The sequence below is a fragment of the Rhodococcus sp. 4CII genome (assembly GCF_014256275.1).
Classification (GTDB): domain Bacteria; phylum Actinomycetota; class Actinomycetes; order Mycobacteriales; family Mycobacteriaceae; genus Rhodococcus_F; species Rhodococcus_F wratislaviensis_A.
The window spans coordinates 3,247,348-3,262,143 of record NZ_JACCFE010000002.1 but is presented as its reverse complement, the minus strand read 5'-3'; the positions used below and the strand labels follow the sequence as shown (position 1 = coordinate 3,262,143).

The 14,796-nt window shown below is 67.8% G+C and carries 14 protein-coding genes and 1 tRNA gene; 8 read left to right on the top strand and 7 right to left on the bottom strand.

Annotated features, from left to right (window positions below):
• Nucleotides 1–37 precede the first annotated feature (37 nt).
• The 3 genes from H0B43_RS15790 (at nucleotide 38) to H0B43_RS15780 (ending at nucleotide 1,162) form a co-directional block, all read left to right on the top strand.
• Nucleotides 38–229, top strand: a complete 192-nt coding sequence (locus tag H0B43_RS15790; protein WP_009477222.1) for a CsbD family protein — start codon at nucleotides 38–40, stop codon at nucleotides 227–229.
• Between the two features lie 56 nt (nucleotides 230–285).
• Nucleotides 286–376 (top strand) — tRNA-Ser (locus H0B43_RS15785).
• Between the two features lie 102 nt (nucleotides 377–478).
• Nucleotides 479–1,162: a YceI family protein gene (locus H0B43_RS15780; RefSeq protein ID WP_185727071.1), complete on the top strand. Its 684-nt coding sequence runs from the start codon at nucleotides 479–481 to the stop codon at nucleotides 1,160–1,162.
• Here H0B43_RS15780 and H0B43_RS15775 read toward each other — a convergent pair.
• Nucleotides 1,094–2,062, bottom strand: coding sequence for a sterol desaturase family protein (locus tag H0B43_RS15775; protein ID WP_185727072.1), 969 nt, complete (start codon nucleotides 2,060–2,062; stop codon nucleotides 1,094–1,096). The genes H0B43_RS15780 and H0B43_RS15775 overlap by 69 nt on opposite strands.
• Before the next feature lie 100 nt (nucleotides 2,063–2,162).
• Here H0B43_RS15775 and H0B43_RS15770 point away from each other — a divergent pair, with 100 nt between their 5' ends.
• A complete protein-coding gene (locus H0B43_RS15770; protein ID WP_185727073.1) occupies nucleotides 2,163–2,660 on the top strand; it encodes an Rrf2 family transcriptional regulator in 498 nt (165 codons plus the stop codon).
• Here H0B43_RS15770 and H0B43_RS15765 read toward each other — a convergent pair.
• The 5 genes from H0B43_RS15765 to H0B43_RS15745 form a co-directional block, all read right to left on the bottom strand.
• On the bottom strand, nucleotides 2,626–3,378 hold the full coding sequence (locus H0B43_RS15765) for an IclR family transcriptional regulator (RefSeq protein WP_185727074.1): 753 nt from the start codon (nucleotides 3,376–3,378) through the stop codon (nucleotides 2,626–2,628). The genes H0B43_RS15770 and H0B43_RS15765 overlap by 35 nt on opposite strands.
• Nucleotides 3,379–3,393: 15 nt before the next feature.
• Nucleotides 3,394–4,347, bottom strand: coding sequence for a PDR/VanB family oxidoreductase (locus tag H0B43_RS15760; RefSeq protein ID WP_185727075.1), 954 nt, complete (start codon nucleotides 4,345–4,347; stop codon nucleotides 3,394–3,396).
• Between the two features lie 15 nt (nucleotides 4,348–4,362).
• Entirely contained in the window at nucleotides 4,363–4,590 is a 228-nt protein-coding gene (locus H0B43_RS15755; protein ID WP_252189778.1) for a hypothetical protein, read from the bottom strand.
• Nucleotides 4,587–5,654: an aromatic ring-hydroxylating dioxygenase subunit alpha gene (locus tag H0B43_RS15750; RefSeq protein WP_185727076.1), complete on the bottom strand. Its 1,068-nt coding sequence runs from the start codon at nucleotides 5,652–5,654 to the stop codon at nucleotides 4,587–4,589. Before H0B43_RS15750 ends, H0B43_RS15755 begins: the two co-directional genes overlap by 4 nt.
• 134 nt (nucleotides 5,655–5,788) lie before the next feature.
• A complete protein-coding gene (locus H0B43_RS15745) occupies nucleotides 5,789–6,604 on the bottom strand; it encodes a class I SAM-dependent methyltransferase (protein WP_185727077.1) in 816 nt (271 codons plus the stop codon).
• Between the two features lie 121 nt (nucleotides 6,605–6,725).
• Here H0B43_RS15745 and H0B43_RS15740 point away from each other — a divergent pair, with 121 nt between their 5' ends.
• The 4 genes from H0B43_RS15740 (at nucleotide 6,726) to H0B43_RS15725 (ending at nucleotide 13,511) form a co-directional block, all read left to right on the top strand.
• Nucleotides 6,726–7,328 carry a TetR/AcrR family transcriptional regulator gene (locus tag H0B43_RS15740; protein WP_012691279.1) on the top strand — a complete coding sequence of 201 codons (603 nt, stop codon included), beginning with the start codon at nucleotides 6,726–6,728 and terminating at the stop codon, nucleotides 7,326–7,328.
• Between the two features lie 50 nt (nucleotides 7,329–7,378).
• The gene (locus H0B43_RS15735) at nucleotides 7,379–9,727 is read left to right on the top strand and encodes an MMPL family transporter (RefSeq protein WP_185727078.1); all 2,349 of its coding nucleotides are present in this window, start codon (nucleotides 7,379–7,381) and stop codon (nucleotides 9,725–9,727) included.
• 104 nt (nucleotides 9,728–9,831) lie between these two features.
• Complete coding sequence (locus tag H0B43_RS15730) at nucleotides 9,832–11,565, top strand: ABC transporter ATP-binding protein (RefSeq protein WP_185727079.1); 1,734 nt, start codon at nucleotides 9,832–9,834, stop codon at nucleotides 11,563–11,565.
• Nucleotides 11,562–13,511, top strand: coding sequence for an ABC transporter ATP-binding protein (locus H0B43_RS15725; protein WP_185727080.1), 1,950 nt, complete (start codon nucleotides 11,562–11,564; stop codon nucleotides 13,509–13,511). Before H0B43_RS15730 ends, H0B43_RS15725 begins: the two co-directional genes overlap by 4 nt.
• 43 nt (nucleotides 13,512–13,554) lie before the next feature.
• On the opposite strand, the gene H0B43_RS15720 is transcribed toward H0B43_RS15725, so the two are convergent.
• Entirely contained in the window at nucleotides 13,555–14,796 is a 1,242-nt protein-coding gene (locus H0B43_RS15720) for a hypothetical protein (protein ID WP_185727081.1), read from the bottom strand.

Sequence of the window (14,796 nt, the reverse complement as noted above, 5' to 3'; positions counted from 1 at the left end):
GAGGCCGGGTCCGAAAACGGATTCACGGAGGTATCTCGTGGGAATCGCAGACAAAGCTTCGAACAAGGCAGAAGATCTGAAGGGCCAGGCCAAGGAAGCCACGGGCAAGGCGACGGGCGATCCGGACCTGCGCGACGAAGGCAAAGCAGATCAGGCCTCGTCGGCGGTGAAGGATGCCGGCGAGAAGGTCAAGGACGCCGCCAAGAACCTCAAGGACAAGCTCACGTAACGCGGGTTCACCTGGCGATTTCGGGCTCGGGCGCCACATCCGGTAAAGTCACCGGCGGTGGCGTGTCCGAGCGGCCTAAGGAGCACGCCTCGAAAGCGTGTGACGGGTAACCCCCGTCCGAGGGTTCAAATCCCTCCGCCACCGCCAAAGCTCCCCACCTGCACCCGCAGGTGGGGAGCTTTTTTGTTCCCAGCGCACTCCCAGGTCGTAGCGAGTGACAGCAATTGAAGCTGCAACTAGCCTGAGCTCATGAAGAAACTGTGGTGGTTGGTCGGCGCAGTTGTCGTTGTGGTGGTCGCGGTGCTGGTGGGACCGTGGTTCTACGGCCAGTTCATCGCAGAGGACGACGCTCCGGCGGCCTCGGTGTCCACCGAGGGCGCGCAGGCGGCCACCGGGTCGGTCGACGGGCAGTGGACCGTCACACCGGGTGAGGGGTCCAACCAGACCGCGGCGGGGTACACCGTCCACGAGATCCTCAACGGCGCGAGCGTCACCGTGGTCGGGTCGACCGGCGACGTCACCGGCACCGCGACCGTCGAGGACGAGAAACTCACCGCAGGTGAGGTGACGGTGCAGGTGGCGACCATCGCAACCGATCAGTCTCGCCGCGACGGCCAGTTCCGCGGCAACGTCATGGACACCGCCACGTTCCCGACCGCCACGTTCACCGTCGACGCCCCGGTCGACCTGTCGGCGCTGCCGGCGGACGGTTCGGTGGGAACGGTCACCGCTCAGGGCACGCTGACCCTCAAGGGGCAGTCGCGACCGGTGTCCGTCGACATCGACGTGCTGCGCTCCGGCGACGACCTCATTACGTCGGGCAGTATCCCGGTCACCTGGACGGATTTCGGTGTGACGCCGCCGTCACTGGGCTTCGTGACCGTGGACGGCAACGGCACGGTCGACTTCCTGGTGAGCCTTTCGCGGTCCTGACGGCGCCCACCCGGGCGGCCCGAAGGCGTACCCCAGTTTGTCGCGCCACGACGGTGCCCGGCGCCAGTCCCGCGCGATGGCGGCGTACTCGTGGATTTGCAGCGTCCAGATGTTGTAGGTGCCGACGGGCGTGGTGAGTCCGTAGGTGGGGCGGTGGGTTTCGGGTTGGAACGTGCCGAACATCCGGTCCCACACGATGAGGATGCCCGCGTAGTTGCGGTCGAGGTATTCGGGGTCGCAGCCGTGGTGGACGCGGTGGTGCGAGGGCGTGTTGAACACGAATTCGACGGGCCGGGGCAGCTTGTCGATGCGCTCGGTGTGGACGAAGAATTGGTAGACGAGGTTCACGGAGAACCCGATGAACACCATCCACGGGGGAATGCCGATCAGCGGCAGGGGAATCCACATCAGGATCTCGGCGCTGTTGTTCCACTTCTGCCGCAGCGCGGTGGAGAAGTTGAAGTACTCGCTCGAGTGGTGGGCCTGGTGGGTGGCCCAGATCAGCCGGATGCGGTGCGACATCCGGTGGTAGGTGTAGAACAGCACGTCGACGCCGAGGATGAGGATCACCCACGTGTACCAGGCGTCGGCGGGCAGATGCCACGGCGCGAGGTACACCCAGATGGCGGAGTATCCGATCAGGGCGAGAAGTTTCCAGAACGTGGTCGTCAGGATCGACACGGCGCCCATTGCGACGCTGGCTCGCGCGTCACGACGTTCGTAACCGCCCCGGACGGGGAGGGACCGGCCGTCGGGGTCGGTGGCCGCATCCTCGAGGTGCCGCGCCGCGCACCATTCGATGACCAGGAACAGGACGAACGCCGGGATGGCCAGCGTCACCGGTTCGTGCAGGGGCGTCAGCAGCGCCGAGTTCCAGGCCGACGTCACGGTGTCCCACATTGCGTCCTCCACGGCAAGACGAGCGTCCAGGTCAATGTACCTCGACGTGACGGGTATCACTGAGTTGCCCGTTTTCATACTCAGATGGTAGGAATTCGGTGTGCACATCACCGCCAAGGTGGACTACGCCGTGCGGACGCTGATCGAACTGGCCGCTGCCGGGCCGTCCCCGTCCAAGGCCGAGTTCCTGGCACAGTCGCAGACCATCCCGCACAAGTTCCTCGAGGCCGTGCTCGCCGACCTCCGGCGTGGGGGTCTGGTGAACAGCCGGCGCGGACCCGACGGCGGCTACTGGCTCGCCCGTCCCGCCGAGGACATCACGATCGCCGACGTGATCCGGACCGTCGAGGGTCCGCTGGCGTCGGTCCGGGGTGAGCGGCCCGAGGACGTCGACTACAGCGGTCCGGCCGCCAAACTGCAGGACGTGTGGATCGCGGTGCGGGTGAACCTGCGTGCCGTGCTCGAGAACGTGAGCCTGGCGGATGTGGCGAACGAGCAGCTGCCGGACTTCCTCTCCACGCTGACGTCCGACCCGGGCGCCTGGGAGCGTCGGACCCCGCCGGCTACGACGGCGGACGAGGCCGCAGCGCGCGGCTGATGGTCCGGCCTGCGGCGCGCACCAGCGGGACCAGTGCATTCACCGAGGCGGTCTCCGCCGACACCACCAGCGACACGGCCGCGACGGCGGTTCCGGGGCGTTCGAAGATCGGTGCGGCGACGGAGACGGCGTCCAGGGTCACCTGACGATCGCTGATCGCGACTTCGGACCGGCGGATCTCGGCGAGCGTCCGCCGCAGGACGACGGGGTCGGTGACGGTCCGGTCGGTGAACTTCTCGATCGGCCCGGCCAGCACCTGCTCCTGCACGTCGGCGGGCATGTACGCGAGCAGGGCGAGGCCGATGCCGGACGCCGTCAGCGGGAACCTGCCGCCGACGCGGGTGTGCACGGGGACGGCCTTCTGCCCGGCGATGCGTTCGACGAACACGACCTCCGTGCCCTCACAGATTCCGAGTTGGACGTTCTCGCGGGTGATCTGCGAGAGGTCCTCCATGACCGGCATCGCCAGCTCGCGGAGCATCGTGCCGCGCGGTGCGAGCGAGGCGATCTCCCACAGCTTGAGTCCGACGGTGAAGCGCCCGCTGCTGTCCCGCTCGAGGGCGCCCCATTCGATGAGGTCGCTGGTCAGCCGGTGCACGGTGCTCAGCGGGTACCCGGACTTCCGCGACAGGTCGCTGAGGGTCAGCCGCGGAGCCGACGGGGTGAACAGTTCGAGGAGACGCAGCGAGCGGATGGTCACCGATCCGGTGATCGCCATGGCTCGTTCTCCATCTCACAGTTCCAGGATCAGGCGCGGGCAGGTCGCCCGCGAGACGCAGATCATCATAGTGTCGTCGGCGGCCTGCTCGTCCGCGGTGAGCAGGGAATCCCGGTGCTCGACGGTGCCGCCGAGGACGGCCGTCTCGCAGGTTCCGCAGGTCCCTTCCTCGCAGGACGAGAGCACCTGCACGCCGGCGGCCGTGACGGCCTGCAGGATCGTCTGATCGGGGGCGACGGCGACCGTCTTGCCGCTGAGCGTCAACTCCACCTCGAACCCCTCCGACCGAACCGGCGCGTCGAGGTCCTTGGCCGCGAAGCGCTCGAGGTGCAGGGCGCCGGAGGGCCAGCCGTCGCAGTGACCGGTGACGGCGTCGAGCAGCGGCGCGGGCCCGCAGCAGTACACGAGCGTGTTCTCGCGAACCTCGCCGAGCAACCCGGGCAGGTCGATCAGGCCGTGTTCGTCCTCGGGGTAGACCACGAGTCGGTCGCCGAAGCGCGCGGCGAGCGTGTCGGCGAACGCCATCGAACCGCGGCTGCGTCCGCCGTAGACGAGGGTCCAGTCGGCGCCGGCGTCGTCCGCCGCCTGCGCCATGGTGAGGATCGGGGTGATCCCGATGCCGCCCGCGATGAACAGGTACCGCGGTGACGGCTCGAGTTCGAAATGATTGCGCGGCCCGCGGACGGTGACAGTGTCGCCCACGGTCAGCTTGTCGTGCACGAACTGGGAACCGCCGCGGCCCATCGCCTCCCGCAGCACCGCGACCCGCCACGTGCCGGTGTCGGCCGGGTTGCCGCACAGCGAGTACTGGCGGGTGAGCTCGGGGGTGAGCAGCAGATCGATGTGCGCGCCGGGCGTCCACGCCGGCAGGTCGGCGCCGGACGGGTCGCGGAATTCGAGGACGACGACGCCGTCGGCGCCGGTGGTCCTGGCGGTCAGTTGCAGCTCGAGTACGGGTTCGGGTGGCATGACGGTCTCTCCGGATCAGACGGGAACGGCGGCGAGGGGCGGTGCGGCGTCGTCGGGTGCGGGTGAGTCGACGGCACGGTGCCCGACCGGGTGGGCGAGGAGCCACTCCCACAGGGCGGCGGGGTTGTCGGCCTCGTGTGCCGCTCCGCAGTGGCAGACCCCGCGCAGCCGGTCGGTGCCCGGCAGCCAGACGATCCGCAGAACATTCGCGCCGCGGAGCATGCGCGTCGGTTCCACGGTCATGACGCGGGCACCGTCGTGCGGGAGTTGTCCACCAGCTTCTTCAGCAGCCGGCGTGCGCCGAGGCCGCCGGCGTCGATGTTGATCGACAACTCCTGGTAGCCGGCCTGCTCGGTGTCGAGTGCCCGCTGCAGAACGTTGAGCGCCACGACGTCCTGCATCACGACGGTCCGGTTGTTCTCGGCGAGGAACGTGGTGACGTCGTCGTCGCCGAGCGCGAAGTCGCGGGCCACGGCCCAGAAGTCGAGGGTGGAATTCTCGGTGGATGGGGTGATCGCGTAGACGATCTCGCTGTGGAAGGCGTGCGGGTCAATGCCGTTTTCGCCGGGCAGCGGTGCCCCGATCGGGGCGATGCGGCTGTGCAGCAGGTACAGGCACGGCGGCGTGTACTCGATGTCCTGCCAGCGGGTGATGCGTCCCTCGATGCCGGTGGACGTCGAGTAGAACGGCGGGCACTCGGCGTCGTCCATGTGCCGGGACACGTAGATGACGTTCCGGTCCTCGTCGACCTCGGTGGTGATCGGGGTTTCGGCCACCTCGGGGGTGCCGATGTAGCCGCCGTGCAGGTACGTCTCGTGCGACAGGTCCATCAGATTGTCGACGAGCAGGCCGTAGTTGCAGTCGATCGGTTCCATCCCGGACACGACGGTGTAGTCGGGGGAGTCCATCCACGGCGCGCGGGGGATGCGGGTGGGGTCGCCCTGTTCGGGGTTCTCCGGGTCGGCGATCCAGACCCACATGAACGAGTCCTGCTCGACCACCTGGTACTGCTTCAGCCGGGCGGTGCGGGGGACGCGTTTCTGGCCCGGGACGAACACGCAGCCGCCGTCGCTGCCGTAGGTGAACCCGTGATAGCCGCAGACCACGGTGTCGCCGTCGAGCCGGCTCGGCGCCTCGGACAGCGGGTAGCGGCGGTGCACGCACCGGTCGCTCATCGCGACGGCCTCGCCGGCCTCGGTGCGCCAGAACAGGATCGGCTCCTCGCAGATGGTGCGCGAGAGCAGGTCGCGTCCGACCTCGCGGCCGTACGCTGCGACGTACCACTGGTTGCGGGCGATCGTGGACATGAGGCCTCCGGAATGTGCTGGGCTGCGGCGGAATTCGTGACGCGGGACGCGGTGGGGCATCTGCGTCGTCTCCACCACTGTGCGCCACCGGAGGTGATCCACCGCACTTGGTTTCCGAATGCCGGAAGGGTTTGTCAGGGTTTGCGTACGAGGTAGGCGAACATCGTCACCGACATGTGGAAGTCGCCGATGCGGGCGGCGGCGGTCAGCCGCTCGAGCAACTCGACGCGCTCCGCCTCGGTGATTGCACCCTCCGCGACGGCGGCGGCGGTCATAATCTGGACGAGCGGGCCGGTCGCATCGTCCGGGTCCTGGATCAGCGCCTCCGTGCCGACGTCCTCGACGACGAGTCCGGCGGCCGTGAGCTGCCCCGGGAGCCGGCGTCCGGAGTGCGGGTTCGCGGTGTGCGAGAGCATCACGCCCATGATCCGGTGCAGCATCTCCGGTTCGCCGGGGTGCATGATCGCCGTCCCCCAGTCGCTGTCGACGATGACAGCCCGGCCGCCCCGCCGGAGGACCCGTGCCACTTCCCCCGCTGCACGCTCCGGTTCGCTCAGGTGCTGGAAGACGCGCTCGCTCCGGGCCACGTCGAGGCGTTCGTCGGGGAAGGGCAGCGCGTAGGCGTCGCCGACGACGAACTGCGCGGTCGAGCCCTCCTCCTCGGTCCGCTCACGGGCGAGGAGCGCCATCCCGGGGTTCGGGTCGAGTCCGATCGCGCGACCCGACGCGGTGACCGCCGCGGCGAGGGCTCGTGTCTCCGATCCGGTGCCCGAACCGATGTCGAGGGCGCTGTCGCCCGGCTGCACCTGCAGTGCGGCGTGCGACCACTCGCGCAGTCGCCGGATGCCCGGGCGCGCGGCCTGCAGGTCGAGAACGGAGGCGAGTTGGTCCAGTGCGGCGCGGTCGATCTCGTCCGCCCGGAACGACAGCGGCGCCGTCGGATCGGACATGCTTCCACCGTAGCCGCCCGGTGACTCCCGCCACAGTGTTGCGGGAACTGTGGGCAAGGACATGAAAATTGCACACTCGCGCAAATTTGCAGAGCTGCGCAAGTTCTGTACCGTCGGTGTAGTGATTTCGGAAATCGGACTGCGGGACCGCAAGAAAGCCGCCACGCGCGCGGCCCTCAGCGGTGCCGCCGCACGCCTGGCCCGGGCGCTGGGCATCGAATGCGTCACCGCCGACGCCATCGCATCCGAGGCGGGGGTCTCGACTCGGACGTTCCACAACTACTTCTCCAGCAAGGAGGAGGCGGTACTGGCCCACTTCGAGGAGTCCGTCCACGACTGGGTGAACCTCCTCCGCGCGCGCCCCGAGGACGAGCCGATCTGGGATTCCCTCGAGCACGTGGTGGTCCAGATCGTCACCGCTCCCGGGAAGCCGCTCGAAGAGACCGCCGTGATGATGGAACTCGTCGAGTCCAGTCCCGCGCTGCTCGCGAAGAAGCTCGAAGTGCACCTCCGGGTGACGCGCCTCATCGGCGAAGTCATCGCCGAACGCACCGGCACGAACATCGACACCGACCTCTACCCCAACCTGCTGCACATGGCGGTCGGATCGGCGTGCAAGGCGTCGATCGACCTGTGGCGCAGCGGCAAGACCGGCGCGAGCGGACCCGAAGAACTGGTCCGCGACGCCATGCGCCAACTCCGGCAAGGAATCCCGCAGCCGTAGCCGGCTGCCCAGAACCACCCTCGTTCCCACTGACTCACAAGGAGCCTCCCGTGGCCACCTATCTCTATCGGATCGGCCGATTCGCCTACCGGCGAAAAGGCGCGGTCCTCAGCGTCTGGCTGGTGATCCTGGTCCTCATGGGCGTCGGGGCGGCCACGCTGTCCGGACCCACCAAGGACTCGTTCTCCATCCCGGGCACTCCCGCGCAGCAAGCGCAGGACCTCATGGCCGAACGCTTCCCCGAAGCCGCGGGCAGCGATCCGATGAACGCGGTCAGCGCGCGCTACGTGTTCGCCGCACCCGAGGGGCAGACTCTCGCGAGCGAGCAGAGTCGGCAGGCGATGGACGCCGTTCTCACCAAGGTCCGTGGCATCGAGCAGGTCCAGGACGCGGCCAAGGTGGATCCCGCCACCGCATCGGGCGCCGACGCCACGAAGGCGCTGGTCAACCCCGTCACCGCGAACGACCAGCTCGTCGAGATGGCGAAGTCCACCGCGGCCGACAAGGGCATCAGCGAGCAGACGGCCGTCGCGAACGCGCAGGCGCTGTCTCCGCTCAACGCGGACAAGACCGTCGGCTACGTCGAAGTGCCGTTCACGGGCACCGTGGCTGACGTCGACCAGGCGCTGCGCGACCAGATCGCCTCCGCGGCCGACGCCGGCCGCAATGCGGGTCTCACCGTCGAGATCAGCGGTTCCGTCGTCAACGAAGCAGCACCGCCGGGCGGCGCCACCGAACTCGTCGGCATCGGCGTGGCCGCTGTCGTCCTCGCGCTGACGTTCGGTTCGCTCGTCGCCGCGGGTCTGCCCCTGATCACCGCGATCATCGGCATCATGATCGGCAGCCTCGGCATCACCGTCGCCACCGGATTCACCGATCTCAGCTCGATGACACCCACGCTGGCCATCATGATCGGCCTGGCCGTCGCCATCGACTACTCCCTGTTCATCGTGTCCCGGTTCCGGCACGAACTCACCCTCACGGACGACCGCTCCGAAGCGGCCGGACGTGCCGTCGGAACCGCAGGATCCGCCGTGGTGTTCGCCGGTCTCACCGTCATCATCGCGCTGATCGCCCTGCGCGTCGTCGGGATCCCGTTCCTCTCCGACATGGGCGCGGCCGCCGCGTTCACGGTGTTCATCGCCGTGTCCATCGCGCTGACCCTGCTGCCCGCGATCCTCGGGCTGTTCGGGAAGAAGGCGTTCGCCGGCAAGATCCCGTTCCTCAGCAGTCGGGACCTCGAGGACGACGAGGGCAAGCCGAGCCTCGCGCTGCGCTTCATCAGCGCCGTGGTCCGCAGGCCCGCGATCCCGCTGATCGCCGGAGTCGTCGTGCTCGGCGCGCTCGCCGTCCCCGCCGCCGGCCTGAGCCTGGCCCTGCCGAGCGAGGGCACCGGCGACCCCGCCACCAGCTCCCGGCAGGCGTACGACCTGGTGAGCGACGGCTTCGGCCCCGGCAAGAACGGCCCGCTGCTCGTCGTCGTCGACGCCAGGGACATCACCACCGGAACGCCGTCGGAGGCGTTCGGTGAGGTCGTGAAGACCATCACCGCGCAGGACGACGTGGCCAACGCCCAGGTCGTCGGCATGAACAAGGCCGGCGACACCGCGCAGATCCTGGTGACGCCGAGCAGTGCCCCGAGCGATCCCGCAACCATGGACCTCGTCGACAACATCCGCGGGGCCGAGGGCGCCCTCCACGACTCGATCGGCGTCAATTACGGCGTCACCGGGCAGACCGCGCTCGAAGGCGACGTGTCCGAGACCCTGCAGGACGCGCTGATCCCGTACCTCGCGGTGGTCGTGGGCCTGGCGTTCCTCCTGCTCCTGCTGGTGTTCCGCTCGCTGCTCGTGCCGCTGACCGCCACGCTCGGCTTCCTCCTCAGCGTCGCGGCCACCTTCGGCGCCACTGTCGCCGTGTTCCAGGAAGGCTGGGGCGGCATCATCTCCAACCCGCAGCCGATCGTCAGCTTCATGCCGATCTTCCTGATCGGTGTCGTGTTCGGTCTCGCGATGGACTACCAGGTGTTCCTGGTGACCCGGATGCGGGAGGAATACGTCCACGGCGCCACCGCGAAGCAGGCCGTCACCGTCGGCTTCAACCACGGCGCCCGGGTGGTCAGTGCCGCCGCCGTCATCATGATCTCGGTGTTCGCGGCCTTCATCGCCGAACCGAACTCGTTCATCAAGTCGATCGGCTTCGCTCTGGCAGCGGCCGTATTCTTTGACGCTTTCGTTGTCCGCATGGTCATCATCCCGTCCGTGATGGCACTGCTCGGCGACAAGGCCTGGTGGCTGCCGACGTGGCTGGACAAGATCCTGCCCAACGTCGACATCGAGGGCGAGAAGCTGAAAAAGGTGCTGGACGACGCGGACGAGCCGCTGCAACCCGTCCGATAGGCGCTCCGCGCCCGTGCGCCTTTTTGGTAGTGGCTGTAACCAGAAAGGCGCACAGGGCCGTAGTAACCTTCGGACATAATGATGACCCGCCAGGATCGCTGCCCATGTTGAATGCCCTGCTCACCACGTATCTCCGTCCGTACAAGCGGGAGCTCACCGCGGTCGTCCTGTTCCAGTTGGTCGCCACCGCCGCTGCCCTGTACCTGCCGAGCCTGAACGCCGATCTCATCGACAACGGTGTCACCAAGGGCGACACCGCGTACATCCTGTCGACCGGTCTCACGATGCTGCTCGTCACCGTCGTGCAGATCATCTGCTCGATCGGTTCGGTGTTCTTCGGCGCCCGCGCCGCAATGGGTTTCGGGCGCGACGTGCGCCGCGCCGTCATGCATCAGGTCGGGAGCTTCTCGTCCCGTGAGTTCGGCCGCTTCGGCGCGCCGTCCCTGATCACCCGCAACACGAACGACGTGCAGCAGGTACAGATGCTCGTCGTCATGAGCTGCACGATCCTCGTGATGGCGCCGATCATGTGCGTCGGCGGTGTCGTGATGTCGATCCGGGAGGACGCCGGGCTCGCCTGGATCCTGGCGGTCACCGTGCCGGTACTCGCGCTGTCCATGGGTTTCGTGATCTCACGGATGGTGCCCGCGTTCCGGGAGATGCAGACCCGCATCGACGGGGTCAACCGGGTGCTCCGTGAGCAGATCACCGGTATCCGGGTGGTGCGGGCGTTCGTCCGCGAACGCTCCGAGATGCAGCGGTTCGGCGACGCGAACGAGCAGCTCACCCAGACCGCCCTGCGGGTCGGCAGGCTGACTGCCGTGATGTTCCCCCTCGTGATGGTCATCGCGAACATCACCAGCGTCGCCGTCATCTGGTTCGGTGGTCACGAGATCAACAGCGGCACGATGCAGGTCGGCTCGCTCACCGCGATGCTCAGCTACATCATGCAGATCCTGATGTCGGTGATGATGGCTTCGTTCATCGCGATGATGGCGCCCCGCGCCACCGTCTGTGCCGAACGCATCGGCGAGGTACTCGACACCGATTCCACCGTGGTCCCGCCGACCGACGCGATCACCGTGCTGGAGAACCCCGGCGTGGTGGAACTGCGCGACGCCGGGTTCAAATTCCCCGGCGCCGACGAACCCGTGTTGCGCGACATCAGCTTCCGCGCCGAACCGGGCAAGACGACCGCGATCATCGGCGGCACCGGTTCCGGCAAGACGACGCTGCTGTCGCTGATCCCGCGCCTCATCGACGCGACATCGGGTGCGGTCACCGTGTCCGACACGGATGTGCGCGGCATCGACCTCGACGTCCTGCGGGCCGGCATCGGACTCGTTCCGCAGCGGCCCTACCTGTTCTCGGGCACCGTCGCCACCAACCTCCGGTACGGCAAACCCGACGCCACCGACGACGAACTGTGGCGGGCCCTGGAGATCGCGCAGGCCGCCGATTTCGTCCGCGCCATGCCAGAGGGTCTGGACACCCCGATCGCGCAGGGCGGCACCACCGTCTCCGGCGGTCAGCGGCAGCGGCTCGCCATTGCGCGGGCGCTGGTCCGTCGGCCGTCGATCTACCTGTTCGACGACTCCTTCTCCGCCCTCGATCTCACCACCGACGCCCGGCTGCGCGCGGCGCTGAAACCCGAGACGTCGGACGCGTGCGTCATCGTCGTCGCCCAGCGGGTCTCGACCATCGTGGAGGCCGAGCAGATCGTGGTCCTCGAGGACGGCGCGGTCGTCGGAATCGGAACGCACGACCAACTGCTCGAGACGTGTCCGTGTTACGTCGAGATCGTCGAGTCCCAACGATCGGTCCAGGAAGCACTATGAGCGATCGCGCAACTACCACCACCGCCGAAAGGCCCGCCGGCCCGCGCATTCCGGGACCGGTCGCTCCGGGTGCCCCGGGGTCCAAGCCGAACGACCTGTGGCCGTCCATGAAGCGGCTGCTGCGGCGGCTGCGACCCCACCGCATCGCCGTCGGCGTCGTCTTTCTCGTCGCTGCCATCTCGGTGGTGCTCACCTCAATCGCGCCGCGCATGCTCGGTCAGGGCACGAACCTGATCTTCGACGGCATCATCGGCGCCCAGTTGCCCGCCGGGATGTCGAAGGACCAGGCCGTCGCCGCGCTGCGGGCCGACGGTCAGAACACGTTCGCCGACATGGTGTCCGGCATGGCCGTCGTGCCCGGTGTCGGTATCGACTTCAGCGCGCTCGGCCGGGTGCTGGCGATCGTGCTGGCCCTGTACCTGGGGTCGGCGGTGTTCATGTGGGTGTCGGGTTTCCTGCTGAACATCATCGTGCAGGGCGTCGTCAAGAACCTGCGCGCCGAGGTCGAGCGAAAGATCCACCGACTTCCGCTGCGCTACTTCGATTCCCACTCCCGCGGCGACCTGCTGAGTCGCGTCACCAACGACATCGACAACGTCTCGCAGTCGCTGCAGCAGACGATGAGTCAGCTGATCGTGTCGGCGATGACGGTGATCGGCATCCTCGTGATGATGATCGTCATCTCGCCGCTGCTCGCGTTGATCGCGGTGCTGACGGTGCCGCTGTCGATCCTGGTGACGGCGCAGATCGCGAAGCGGTCCAAGACCCACTTCGTGTCGCAGTGGAAGTCGACCGGAGCGCTCAACTCGCACGTGGAAGAGGCGTATACGGGCCACGAACTGGTCACCGTGTTCGGCCGCAGCCGCGAGGTGGAGGAGCGGTTCGAGGAGCAGAACGAGTCGCTCTACCAGGCCAGTTACCGGGCCCAGTTCATCTCCGGCCTGATCATGCCGGCGATCATGTTCCTCGGAAACCTCAACTTCGTGGCCATCGCCGTTCTCGGCGGGATGCGGGTGGCGTCCGGCACCATGAGCCTCGGCGACGTGCAGGCGTTCATCCAGTACTCACGCCAGTTCACCCAGCCCCTCACCCAGATCGGGGCCATGGTCAATCTCATGCAGTCGGGCGTGGCGTCCGCCGAGCGGGTGTTCGCCATCCTCGACGAGGACGAGGAGGAGCCCGACCTCACGGAAACGCCGACCCCGGCGAACCCGATGGGGCGGGTGGAGTTCGCCGACGTGTCCTTCGGCTACTCGCCGGAGCAGCCGCTGATCGAGAACCTGTCGCTGGTCGCGGAACCCGGGCAGATGGTCGCCATCGTCGGACCCACCGGCGCGGGCAAGACCACCCTCGTCAACCTGATCCTGCGGTTCTACGAACTCGACGGCGGCAGGATCCTCCTCGACGGCGTCGACATCGCCGAGATGTCGCGCGACGACCTGCGGTCCCGCATCGGGATGGTGCTGCAGGACGCGTGGCTGTTCGGCGGCACCATCCGCGACAACATCGCGTACGGACGTCCCGACGCCACCGAGGAGGAGATCCAGGCGGCCGCCCGGATCAGCTACGTCGACCGGTTCGTCCACTCGCTGCCCGACGGCTACGACACCGTCATCGACGAAGAGGGCAGCAACATCAGTGCCGGTGAGAAGCAGCTGATCACCATCGCTCGCGCGTTCATCTCGCAGCCCTCGATCCTGATCCTCGACGAGGCGACCAGTTCCGTCGACACCCGCACCGAGTTGCTGGTGCAGCACGCGACCGCGGTCTTGCGCAGCGATCGCACGAGTTTCGTGATCGCACACCGGTTGTCGACCATCCGGGACGCCGACCTCATCGTCGTCATGGAAGACGGCCGCATCGTCGAGCAGGGCAGCCACGAGGACCTGCTCCTCACCCGCGGCGCGTACTACCGTCTGTACAACAGTCAGTTCGTCAGTGCGTGACTATCCGTGAGTACTTGTTGACCGCGGGACGTTGAACAAGTACTCACAGGCACGCAGTGCTGCCTCCGGCTTCGAAGGTGGCGCTGTCGCAGTAGGCGGAGCGCGGATAGTACGGACCCATCGTGCTGGCGGGGTCGGTGTGATTGTTCTGCGACGCCTGGACCGACTGCGGGTAGAAGGCGTCGGACGGCAGCATGTACCGCAGGAAGAGGACCTTCTTCGCGACGTCGGTGGAACCCCAGGGGATGACGGTGACGGTGGGGTCGGCCGCGGCGCGGGTGGGGATGTCCTGTGGGGCGGCAACGACGTAGGTGTAGTTGCCGTCGCTGTCGGTGCGGGTCTGGAAGTCGGCGGCGCAGGCGACGACGGGATATGGCGTCGCCTGGTCGTTCTGGCACATCGACCAGTACCGCACCTGGCGGCCGGGCGTCGTGACGGGTTGGCCGGCACGGGTATCGGGGAAGGTGGGCGCCCGGCCCTGCACGACGACGATACGTCCGGGCCGGTACGTCAGGCCTGCCCCGACGTACTTGTTGTCGCCGTTCGGGAACAGGCCCGACGTGCTCGCGGGGTTCACGAACGTCGCCTCGGGGACGTTGCCGGGAAATGCGTCGGACGCGGCGCCGGCGATGATCTGATCGAATCCGGCTTCCGCGATCTGTCCGAGGGGGCCGTTGTCGGAGGCGGTGGGGTCGAATTCGGTCCCGCAGGTCGGCACCGGCGACGTTCGGCCCGCGGACGTCAGTGTCACGTCGGGCAGTGGGACGCCGCCCGACGGCGATGCCGGGTCGTCGGGCACGTACACCCGGATGATGAGGAAGCCGACGGGCACCGACTGCGCATCGACTCCGGCCGGGAGGGCCTGAATCTGGTTGCGCGCGTGATCGGCCGGTCCGGTCACGACCGTCGCGTGCCACCGCTTCTGCGCGTTGGGTAGGGAACCGGCGGCCGCGTCGGTGAACGGGTTTCCGTTGCCCGGGTCGGGCCCGATCTGGTTGTCGCGCAACGTGTCGACGGTGTCGAAGTTCGTCCCGTATGTGTTGAGCGAGAAGTAGCGGGCTGCCGGGTAGGTGCCGTTCAGTTCGATGGTGTCGCCGGGCCCCAGGGCGTAGGGCAGCACCCAGTACGTCGCGTTGGCGTCCGGGAAGGCCACGTTGAGCACGGTCGAGTTGGACATGAACTGCCACGCGCACGGCGCCGTCGGAGCGGGCGCCGCAGATGCGACCGACCCCGCGCCCGTCCACAGCAGCAGGAGACACACGGCGGCAACGACTTTCCCTGCCAT